Source organism: Arthrobacter vasquezii (genome assembly GCF_029455255.1).
GTDB classification, from domain to species: Bacteria; Actinomycetota; Actinomycetes; order Actinomycetales; family Micrococcaceae; genus Arthrobacter_D; species Arthrobacter_D parietis.
Window position 1 is genome coordinate 55,079 of record NZ_JAROKN010000015.1, and the last position, 10,288, is coordinate 65,366.

At 60.8% G+C, this 10,288-nt stretch carries 12 protein-coding genes; 3 read left to right on the forward strand and 9 right to left on the reverse strand.

Annotated features, from left to right (window positions below):
• Positions 1-151 precede the first annotated feature (151 nt).
• Complete coding sequence (locus P4U43_RS08140; RefSeq protein WP_277358280.1) at positions 152-850, forward strand: DUF3644 domain-containing protein; 699 nt, start codon at positions 152-154, stop codon at positions 848-850.
• Here P4U43_RS08140 and P4U43_RS08145 read toward each other — a convergent pair.
• The 5 genes from P4U43_RS08145 to P4U43_RS08165 all read right to left on the reverse strand — a co-directional run bounded on the left by P4U43_RS08145 (position 789) and on the right by P4U43_RS08165 (position 5,256).
• The gene (locus tag P4U43_RS08145; protein ID WP_277358281.1) at positions 789-2,042 is read right to left on the reverse strand and encodes an ABC transporter permease; all 1,254 of its coding nucleotides are present in this window, start codon (positions 2,040-2,042) and stop codon (positions 789-791) included. The genes P4U43_RS08140 and P4U43_RS08145 overlap by 62 nt on opposite strands.
• A gap of 6 nt (positions 2,043-2,048) precedes the next feature.
• Positions 2,049-2,984, reverse strand: coding sequence for an ABC transporter ATP-binding protein (locus P4U43_RS08150; protein ID WP_277358282.1), 936 nt, complete (start codon positions 2,982-2,984; stop codon positions 2,049-2,051).
• Between the two features lie 487 nt (positions 2,985-3,471).
• Entirely contained in the window at positions 3,472-4,026 is a 555-nt protein-coding gene (locus P4U43_RS08155) for a GNAT family N-acetyltransferase (RefSeq protein WP_277358283.1), read from the reverse strand.
• A gap of 89 nt (positions 4,027-4,115) precedes the next feature.
• Positions 4,116-4,520, reverse strand: coding sequence for a VOC family protein (locus P4U43_RS08160; RefSeq protein WP_277358284.1), 405 nt, complete (start codon positions 4,518-4,520; stop codon positions 4,116-4,118).
• 133 nt (positions 4,521-4,653) lie between these two features.
• Positions 4,654-5,256 (reverse strand): recombinase family protein, encoded by a 603-nt coding sequence (locus tag P4U43_RS08165; RefSeq protein ID WP_277358285.1) that lies wholly within the window; start codon positions 5,254-5,256, stop codon positions 4,654-4,656.
• A gap of 185 nt (positions 5,257-5,441) precedes the next feature.
• Here P4U43_RS08165 and P4U43_RS08170 point away from each other — a divergent pair, with 185 nt between their 5' ends.
• A complete protein-coding gene (locus P4U43_RS08170) occupies positions 5,442-5,993 on the forward strand; it encodes an AAA family ATPase (RefSeq protein ID WP_277358286.1) in 552 nt (183 codons plus the stop codon).
• A 49-nt stretch (positions 5,994-6,042) separates the two neighbouring features.
• Here the strand turns inward: P4U43_RS08170 and P4U43_RS08175 are convergent, their stop codons facing one another.
• Complete coding sequence (locus tag P4U43_RS08175; RefSeq protein ID WP_277358287.1) at positions 6,043-6,585, reverse strand: GrpB family protein; 543 nt, start codon at positions 6,583-6,585, stop codon at positions 6,043-6,045.
• Positions 6,586-6,725: 140 nt separating this feature from the next.
• Here P4U43_RS08175 and P4U43_RS08180 point away from each other — a divergent pair, with 140 nt between their 5' ends.
• A complete protein-coding gene (locus P4U43_RS08180; RefSeq protein ID WP_277358288.1) occupies positions 6,726-7,274 on the forward strand; it encodes a GNAT family N-acetyltransferase in 549 nt (182 codons plus the stop codon).
• Positions 7,275-7,313: 39 nt separating this feature from the next.
• Here the strand turns inward: P4U43_RS08180 and P4U43_RS08185 are convergent, their stop codons facing one another.
• The 3 genes from P4U43_RS08185 to P4U43_RS08195 all read right to left on the reverse strand — a co-directional run.
• Positions 7,314-8,390 (reverse strand): phosphotransferase family protein, encoded by a 1,077-nt coding sequence (locus tag P4U43_RS08185; protein WP_277358289.1) that lies wholly within the window; start codon positions 8,388-8,390, stop codon positions 7,314-7,316.
• A gap of 113 nt (positions 8,391-8,503) precedes the next feature.
• Positions 8,504-8,890, reverse strand: a complete 387-nt coding sequence (locus P4U43_RS08190; RefSeq protein WP_277358290.1) for a nuclear transport factor 2 family protein — start codon at positions 8,888-8,890, stop codon at positions 8,504-8,506.
• Positions 8,891-9,169: 279 nt separating this feature from the next.
• Positions 9,170-10,288, reverse strand: a 1,119-nt coding sequence (locus tag P4U43_RS08195) for an ISL3 family transposase (RefSeq protein WP_277358291.1), incomplete at its 5' end; no start/stop codon positions are given.

The following is a 10,288-nucleotide window of genomic DNA, read 5'->3' on the forward strand; positions in this document are numbered from 1 at the left end:
TCCGTGATCGCGGGGATCGCTCACCGCACGCTTGGTTCAGCTGGCGGTGAGCGATCCCTCGGCCCGGGGTGCTTCGCCATGCACCTGAGTTGTTCTGCAAGGATTGAGAACATGAGCACCGCCGCGTAGGGCGGTTTCAAAAGGGGGAACGATGGCGCCAAGGTCGAACTGGTGGCACACCATGCGGGAAGCTCGGCGGCAGGCATGCGTTGCCGTGGATTTCTATAACCGGCCCGGAGATCGTCAGAGCCTTTCCGACTTCGTCGTCCATATGCACTTGGCGTGGCAAAACCTAATGCACGCGCACCTCATGCGCCGAAGCATCAACATCTACTACCGAGTCAAGAAGGGGAGTCGGCTGTACAAGCGGGATAAGTACGGTCAGAAGCAGTCGTGGGATCTTCAGGCTTGCTTGGATAGTGTCTATGAGAGCGCGCATCCGATCCGGGTCAATATTGAGTTCTTCGTCAACTTCCGGAACTCGGTAGAGCACAGGTACGACCGTAGCCTTGTCCTGGCGACCGCTTCGCTAGCGCACGCATACGTGATCAACTTCGAGGCTGAACTGACCCGCCTCTTCGGCCCCGAGCAGAGCTTGGATGAAGAGTTGCGCTTCCCTGTGTTCGTTCAGTCGCTATCCCCTGAAGGCATGGAAGCGCAGCGCGCGCTCCGCCGAGGTTTGCCTCTTGACGCGCAAACATACATCACCGAGTTCGAAGCGGGGTTGTCTGATGCTGTGCGGGACGACCCCCGCTACGAGTATCGGATCGTCGGGCGTGATCACAACTTCATCTCACTGAATCCCGTACAGCCTCTGGAGTGCGGCGGCCGCTGCGGAGGGCGGTCTTGATGTTCACCTTGGAGGTGTAGGAGATGGAGCCGTATTGGAAGAGCCGTACGGCGAGGAAGAACATGATCACTGCGCCGATGTAAAGGATGGCGATGACGATCGCGGCTTCGCCCACGCTCAATGATCCGAGGGCGTTGCGGAGCATGGCGGTGACCGGTGAGGAGAACGGGAAGTAGGTGAAGATTTGGACGATGAGTGCCTGCGGGTTGGAGAAGATCAGCGAGATGACGTAGAAGGGCACGAAGATCAGGGCCATCATCACGCCCATGAAGTTACCCGCCTCCTTCGCGGTGGGCATCACGGCGCCGATCGCAACGAGGGTCGTGGTGAATAGCGCGAACCCGCCGATCAGGAGTAGGACTCCGATAATCATCGGGACTGGTTCAAAGACCAGGGCCGCAAGGTCGAGCTCAGGAATGCTGACCTGTTCGCGGAAAAAGAGGTACCCGATAACGAGGGGCGAGGCGAAGATGACCATCTGGACCAGCCCGATACCGAAGAGCGCAAGAACTTTGCCGCTGATCAGGGTTGTCGGCTTCACCGTGGTCAGGATCATCTCGGTCACCCTGTTTTCCTTCTCCTCCAGTGTGGAGCTGAGCATCTGCCCAGCGAGAAGGATGATGAGCCCGTAGAACAGGACCAGGAACATCAGGGGCGGGATGGCGGCGTTGAACCCGCCGGTTTCTTTGCCGTCCTTATAGGTGGTGACATCAACGGAGGCATCTCCTGCCGCCAGGGTGACCAGGTCGGAGGAGCCGATCTGCGCGTCCACGGCCTGACTCAGCATGGCTTGTGCGACGGCACCGTACTTGTTGTTCTCGAACAACCCCTGGTCGACCCCATACACCTTGACATCGGAGACAGCAGGGTCGGCCGGGAAATCGAAGAACGCATCCACGGCTCCGGTCTGGACGGCGTCGACACCCTCCTGCGGTGATGCAGCCTCCTCGGCCCCGAATACGGCGGCCTGCTCTGGTGTGATGAGGCCGGATGCATCTGTGTAGGAGATGGAGAATTCCGCGCTCTCCTGAGCATCGGCGGCGGACGCGGTGGCGCTGTTGCTGATGAAGATCAACGCGAACACGACCGCCATGATCAGCGGCACGGACAAGGTTCCGACCCAGAAGCGCCTCTTGCTGATCGTTCGGATGAACTCGAAGCCGATGACGGTACCGAGGTTATGCTGTGCCATGTGTGTTTACGCCTCTGCCATCTCGTAGTCACTGGTGGAAGCCTCATTCTCGGCGCCGTAGACGCGAATGAAAATCTCCTCCAACGAAACCTTGGTCGTCGTGAAGGACCGGACTGCCACTCCTCCTGCGATCAGTTCTTTCAGGATGTCTGTCTCGTCGGCGTCATCGGCGATGGACAGCTCGGAGTAGTTCGTCTCGCTCACGGTGAGCGTGTACCGCGGCGACGCGGGGACTGGCCCGGAATGCTTGAGCCGGATGACACGACCACCGAACTGGTTCTGCACCTCGTCGATGGTGCCGTAGGCCTCAGAGGTGCCGTTCTTTAGCAGGATGACCCGGTCACAGAGCCGTTCAACTTCTTCCATCTGGTGGGTGACCATGACCACCGTCGCACCCTTGGTTTTTTGCTCGCCGATGATGTCCATCAGCAGGCGCCGGTTGACCGGGTCAAAGCCCTTGGTCGGCTCGTCCAGGATGAGGAGCTCGGGTTCGTTCATGATGGTCACGCCGAGCTGGACCTTTTGCTGCTGCCCGCCAGAGAGCTTATCCAGCTGCACGCCTGCCTTGTCTGCCAGGGCAACGCGCTCCAGATATTCCAGCGACCAGCGTTTGGCGGCGCCGGCGTCCAGGCCTTTGAGCCGGCCGAAGTAGGTCATGATGTCCATGACCTTTTCCTTCTTGTAGAGACCGCGCTCCTCCGGTAGATACCCCAGGCGTCCGCCGTCTTCGGGCCGGAACGGCCGCCCACCAATATGGAGGGTCCCGGCGGTCGGCTGGTAAATCCCCAGCAGCGCCCGGATGGTGGTGGTTTTGCCCGAGCCGTTACTGCCAAGGAAGCCGAACGTCTCACCCTTGCCCACGTCGAATGACAGATCGCGGATGACCGTTTTGTCACCGAAATCCATCCGGAAGCCGTCGATATGGACAAGTGCTTCGCTCATGGCCAATTCCCCAATAAAGTGCCGTCGGATGATCCTTCGAGTCTATTCACCAGCCACCACGAGGCACTCAGTCCAAAGGATGACATCGTCCGACCGGCAGCTCACGGAATGCTGGACTGAAAGCCAGTCGTATCCATTCGGCACAGCGATCTATGTCCCGCGGAAGTGTCAGATCCCGCTCTGGCGCGGAACCACCGCGACAGAGGTTTCGCACTTGGTCTGTGCCTCAGAAACACGCCACTGTTCGGTGGTCCATAAGTAGAGGGTCAGAACCGGTCCATATCTCTAGTCCTCGCCGCTATCTGCCGTAATGGCGCGGCGTATCCGAGGTGGAAAGTGTCCATGACGCGTCTTCAACGGGCCTGCGGCTCTCCGGGGTGGGCTCGAAATCGTGATGCACTTGAGATGCGCTAAGAGGCCGGCGTCGTCCTGCCATTACTGGACATGTGCCGCGGAGCGTTTCTTCGGTGAGCCGCGGGCGCAGTCTTCATCTGAGATCGATCCAATATCGACGCTTAGGTGCAGACCCTTCAGTGGCTACGGTGTCTTCAAGGACGCCACCACACCGCTCGATCGTACTGATCGATCCTTGATTGTCGTCGTCGCAAGTGACTAGCGCCCGCTCGATGCCGAGGTTTCGAACCACCCGCAGCCCTTGGCGCAGCATCTCGGTTGCATAGCCACGGCGGCGGTGTGCCGGCCGCACGCAGTAGCCGATATGACCGCCCTCTACGAGCAGTGCCGGGGTTAGCTCATGCCGTATATGGACCCGCCCCACGATCTGGTTGCCGATTGCCGCGAACAGCATCGTGGCGGGCACGCGGCCTGGGGAAAGGTCTCTGCCGGCCCTGTCCCTCTCAACCTTGTCGAGATACTGTTCCCACGTCTGGTCAGCACGGCGGAGTGTGAAATTGAAGCCGTCCTCTGCGAGCTCTGACTGAGCAGCAAGGGCCTGTGCCTCGTCCGTTGGAAGCGGATCCCGTAGGACTAACGATCCCTCGGGATCCAGACTCGACGGAGCGGAGGACTGTGACGTCGACATCTCCGAACCCTACCCGAGTTGGTTCATCAATCTCTTGACGGTCAACTTCGCGTAAGGAAGCAGAACCAATCGATCGCTCGAATCGGCGCTTACGGTTTTGGGGAGAGAAATTCCAGCCTGTTGCCGTTATTGTCCGGCAAATAGAAGCGTCGCATGCCTGGGAAGTTGTCATCCCATTCAAGTACCAAACCATGTTCCTCAACTCGGGCAGCCAAAGCGTCCAGGTCCTGAACAAGGATTCCCGGGTGAGCTTTCTTCTGCGGCCTGAAGTCCGCCTCGACGCCCAAATGAATCTCAAGGCTGTCCGCCCGCACCCACAAGCCACCCCGCGCAGCAAGGACCGGAGGCTTTTCCACTTCAGTCAGACCAAGAACGCCCACGTAGAACTTTCGGCAGTCGTCCTCACCGCCAGGCGGCAGGGCGAGTTGGACGTGGTGTAGCCCGAGCTTGAAAGGAGTTTCAGCAGGAGCATCCAAATACTGATCAACCGACATCGCTTTCCTATCTGGTCGCGTGTACGACGTTCATCTCGACTCTAAACCCAGGCCCATTGGGCGGCGGCTGCTTCTCCCGACAGGTGATTCAAAGCGATAGCAGTCTCGGCCGGTTAACGCATCGCGGAGTGGATCACGCATGGATCGTCGGGGTTTCGCTGATCACGAGGGCTTGCTGGTGCCGGTATAGGGTGGCGCGACTCCAGCCAACTAGTCGTGCGGCTTCTTCTGCGGTTCGCCCCTTGGCTCGTGCGTCAGCTGCGATGGCTAACTTGTCGGCGACCACCTTTGGATCTGACAGCGGACGTCCGAATCGGGTGCCGTTCTGCTTGGCAGCGGCGATGCCGGCGTTGACCCGTTCGGTGATGAGCTCCCGCTCATACTCCGCGAGAGTGGCGAGCATATTCAGCATCAGACGACCGGTCGAGGTTGCCGGGTCTATCCCGTCCGAGAGGGACCGGATGAGGATTCCTCGTTCACGGAGCGAGTTGACCGTGTTCAGGACGTCGATGAGTGATCGACCGAGCCTGTCGACGCGCCACACAATAATGGTGTCTCCTTCATCGGAGTATTCGAGGAGCTTCTTCATCCCGGGCCGCTCGATCGCAGCCCTCGTGCCTGAGGTGACATCGGAGAAGATGTCACGCCTATGCACGCCGGCCGCAATGAGTGCGTCGAGTTGCAGCTGCGCGTCTTGGGTCGATGTGCTGACGCGGGTGTATCCGAGATGCCTCACACCGTCATTCTGACTCAGAAACCCCCATCAACAGCGCATGTGAGACGAAATGCGGTGAGATGGGTTTCCGAGACGCGGACTGCCCTGTATTTCCGGGGCGCGTGAAGCTCGCCCCGAACTTCGACGGTGTGTCTTGAAAAGCTGTAGGTTTTCGAGACACCCACGGCATGTGGGAGAGTAACGCCGTGACTGAATCGCCGACACTGCATTTGATGGTTGGGCTTCCAGGCGTGGGGAAAACGACACTCGCTATGAAAATCGAGGAGCAGTCGGGTGCGCTCCGGCTCACTCCAGACGAATGGATGCAACCACTGTTTGGTGAATCAGAAGCTGACGGCAAACGGGATGTCCTCGAGGGCCGCTTGATCTGGGTCGCACTTCAGGTCCTACGTGGAGGCCTCTCCGTAATTCTCGATTTCGGGTTCTGGTCCGCAGATGAACGTCATGCGCTTCGGTGCATCGCAGAACAAGCCGATGTTCAATTCCAGCTTCACTACATAAGCCTGTCCGAGGAACAACGCCGGTCCCGCTCTGACGATCGATGGAACCGCGGCGACATGGTGACCTTCCAACTCTCTGCAGAGGACCACGATCATTTCGTGGAGGCATTCGCTGTGCCTAGCGCAGAAGAGATGCAAGGTCTTTCGCGACCGAAACCGCCCAGCTCCTTCACCAGTTGGCCGGCGTGGGCATCAGCGCGATGGCCTTCATTGCCTCGCATCGACCAAGCCCAGTAAAGCTGATGCGTCTTCGTTAGATTTGGAACGTCAACGGGGGCCCTATCGATCACCGTTCGTTTACGCCGTGCTCGCCAGCCCATGCCACAGCGGCGGTACGGAGCGTGTCGACGAACTCGCGCTTGCCATCCTGGTATCCGAGCATGCTCGTCGCAGATGCCGCACCGGCGCTCAATTTGGCCTGTCCGTAGCGTTCTGCCCAGTCCGGATGCGTGCGAAGAAAGTCACGAAAGGCAATGTTGCTCTCCCACAACTCCCCACAATGAGGTACGACGCTCACGTTGAAGGCGTCCATACCTCGCTTGCGCCAAAAGTACCGCCCTGGACGGCGACCATCTTCCCCCAGATACTCGTACCCGAGCCGTTCCAGACCATCGATCGCCGGCCGCGGATCGCTGCCCTCGCGAACCCCGGCAAGGATGTCCACAATCGGCTTCGCCACAAGCCCGGGAACTGCTGTGCTCCCGAAATGCTCTATTCCAAGCGCGTAACCGCCCAGCGCCGAATGAATCTCAGCAGCCTCGTTTCGGTACAGCAGAACCCAGCGGTCATCGTGTGGGACAACCTCAACCCAGTCCTCTTCTGCACTCACCGCTCAAGTGTGGCACTAGCTCCAAAGAGGTGACGAAGCGCGCAGTAGCCGATCGCCCTACGCACGCCGGCAGCAACGGAGGTTGCCGCAGGCGCGCGTTGCGTCGGCACTTTCGATAGGAGCCGTTAGGGTGAGCCACTATGTCGATCAATCTTGTGCGCCTGGATGCAGTTAAGGACGATCATGAGGCGCTGGTCAATTTTATGACGCGCAACGAGTTCCGCTTTCACGGCTCCAAGCGTCTTACACGCGAGACGGTCGAAGCTGCCATCGCGAAGGGCGCGTATCGGAGCGAGGACGATGACTCCTTCTGGATCGACCACACCGAGCACGGGCGTATCGGGTTCGCCCGCTTCGAAGATCTCAGGGATCCCACTCCGATGTTCGACCTCCGTCTCAATGGAGAGTTTCGGGGACGAGGCCTGGGCGTCGACGTTCTGCGCGCGCTCACCGAGCATGTCTTCACAGCACTGCCGGGGACTAATCGGTTCGAGGGGCAGACCAGGGAGGACAACATCGCGATGCGTAAGACCTTCCTGCGCTGTGGTTGGGTGAAGGAAGCCCACTACCGCGAGGGATGGCCGGTCCTGGGCGGCAGCCCGGTCGCCTCGGTCGCATACTCCATCCTTCGCCGTGATTGGGAAACAGGGCAGACGACGACCTTCGTGTGGGATGACCTCACCGTCTGAGGGCAGGTGCCCGGTGACCCATCCCCTTGAGGGCGGCCGCTAGTTTTTTCCGGCAGTATGCTCGCCACTGGTTGGTGGTTTGTTGGGTGGGCTGCAAACGGTCTTCATCAGAGTCCTTCGGACGGACGTGATGGTAAGTTGGGTTTCGTCGTTCTGTGGGCTGGTCATCGTGTGCATGAGGGTCAGGAAGCGTTCGCAGGCTTCCCATCCTGCACGCCGCGCTCTGAGGGTTGATGCATCCTCTGTATCTTTGCCCGCGCGCCGCATTTCGGCGACATACTGGTCAACGAAGTAGTTGATAAGGTCCTGAGTCATTGGTGCGTAATCCGGTCCTCCGTGGATGGTCCCGCCAATGTAGGCGAGGTCCTGAGCCACATCACCGAATTCAGCCCATTCCCAATCGATGAGGCTCATGTCGTCTCCATTGATCACGACGTTCCCCACGATCAGGTCACCATGGATCAGGCTGAAGCGGCGGGCTACCCCGCCTTTGTCCTCGCATCGGCGTACAAACGCCTGTACAACTGGCACTAAGGAGGCGATGTCGGGGTTCTTGAACAGCGTGGGGTGCGACTCTTTCCACCACTGCAGGCCGGCTTCAAGGTGACCTGAGAGACTGACTTGATCGTGTTCGGGTGCGTGGACCGGGCCTGCCAGGGCTTCCTCGACCGTGTGCAACCGGGCCAGGGTCTTCGCTAAGCGCGCGAAATCGGAGGCTTCCCACTGGGCTGCGTCCTTGATCTGGCCGGGCACGAAAGTGGTCAGCACGTATCGGTGGCCCAAGGGGTTGTCAGCGGAGTCATCGAACGCGATGCCACGGGTGCCGACACCGGTAGGCACCCTTGCCAAGGCGGCGAACTCGTCTTTCATCGGTCTCGGCGCTTCCTCCGCGCTTCGATGCGGGACTCGAAGCACGAAAGCATCACTGTCCGTGATGATCTGCCAGGCTGTATTTGTTGCACCGCGTCCAAGGAACCGAACCTCCAGCGGGCCTCCCGGCTGATAACGGGGAACGGATACAGATCCGCCCGTCAGTGCCTTCCTAAGCCTCGCTGTACGCGAAGCGAGTCCTTGATCGGGCAATTCCCCCACCAGCACCTCAGCATTTGAACACATAGATACCAATCCTCACACTGGAGACACGCTCTCGCAGGAGGCAGCACGGATAACAACTCCGGCCGATCGGTTGAGATGGTCCCTAAATTGCCCGCCGATCCCCCCCAGAAAAATCAGTTCAGTAGCTGAGTGGACGGGAGAAGCGGCCCCGCGTGCCCTGCGACCAGCAGCCAAACACCCTCCTCTTCCGTCCATACCTGCGTCATTGGCATCCGGTACAAGTTGCGCCCCGCGGCCGTCGTGACGTCATCTCTCACGATGCAGGTGAGGACCGCAGCGGACCCGCACATCGTGATCTTCGGGTCTTCGAGCATCTGGCTGTGCCAGGTGTTCTGTCCGTCGATGTTGGACTGAAGGTAGGTCTCGCGGTCAAACTGGTCGCCCTTGTGGGAGGTCCAGGAGAACTGCGGGTGCAGGAGCCCGCGCAACAGGGCACTGTCGTGCCGACTCAAGGCGTCCGCCCGCTTTCTCGCGGCTTCCAGTATCACTTCGGTGCGCATCACTCGAGTATGTCAGTCGTTACTCCGGCATCACGGGCGACGCACGGACAGCAGGTCCTGCAACCACCTCAAGGAACGCTTCAGGATCCTGCTGCGGGACGGCAAGCGACCGGCTTACGGGCGCCTTCTGACATTCGTGGGCGAGAGGTTCACCGACCAGTTGCTTTGGCCAGAACCGTACATGGCGCTGGTTCACAAGGATGCGGTATCAGTTGAGTTGGCCGGCACGCCACCCGTCGGATGGGCGTGTAAAGGGGCCCTTCGGACATCCGGTAGGGGTCATTGTTTGAGGCCGCCGGCGACCAGGAGCATGCGTAGTCGGTAGTTGTGGCGGTTGCGGTAGCCGCGGGCGAGGCGGCGGTGGAGTTCGATGATGCCGTTAATGGCTTCCGTGCCGCCGTTGTTCGTGCGGTTGGTGGTGAAGTAGGCCAGGAACGCCTGACGCCAGCGCCGCAGGGTCCGCCCCAGGCGGGCTATTTCGGGGATCGGGCAGGTCGCGAAGGTATCGGCGATGTCCTCGGCGATCCTGCGCCCTTCTGTGAGATGCTCCGCGCGGTAGGCCGAGCGTAGCCGCTGGGCGCACTGCCAGGCGATGAAGACCTCGTCGTGGACCGGGTTCGCGTCGATCGCGGCGGTGAGCCGGGCGCGTTGTTTGTCGGTGAGGTTCTCCTCGCCGGCACGCAGGATGGTCTGGATTCCGTAGAGCGGGTCGCCCTTGCGTCCGCGATGGCCGAGGGTGTCCTGCTGGACGCGCCGGCGGACCTCGTCCACGGCATGGGTGCCGAGTTTGACGACATGGAACGCATCGAGCACCGCGACGGCGTCCTCGAGGGTGTCGTCGATTGCGGTCTTGTAGCCGGCGAACGGGTCCAGTGCGGCGACTTCCACGTTGTTGCGGAACGCGTCGCCGCGGGCTTGGAGCCAGTCCCTGTAGGCCTTCCCGGACCGTCCGGGAACCAGGTCCAGTAACCGGGCCCGTGTCTTGCCGTCCTTGTCGCGGGTGAGATCGACCATGCCGGTGAGTTCCTTCGGCCCCCGTCGTCGGGGATCGACGTGATGCCAGATGTGCTCATCCACGCCCAGGGAGCTCACCCCGTGGAAGCGCGATTCATCGGCGGCGAGCCGCGCCAGTTCGGGTTCCACCGCCCGCCACACCGTCTTCCAGGAGGTGCCCAGTTGCCGGGCGATCCCCGCGATCGTGGCATGCTCGCGGCGCAGCTGCCTGATCGCCCAGACGGTCGCGCGCCTGGTGATGGATCCCCGCGCTTTCACGAGTGTTGGGACCTGCTCGAGGAACACACCCCGAACACAGTCAGGATCGGCGCACCGCCACATGCGTTGGCGCCAGATCACCCGCACCCTGGTCGCGCCTGGCACGTCGTGGAGCACCCGCCGGCG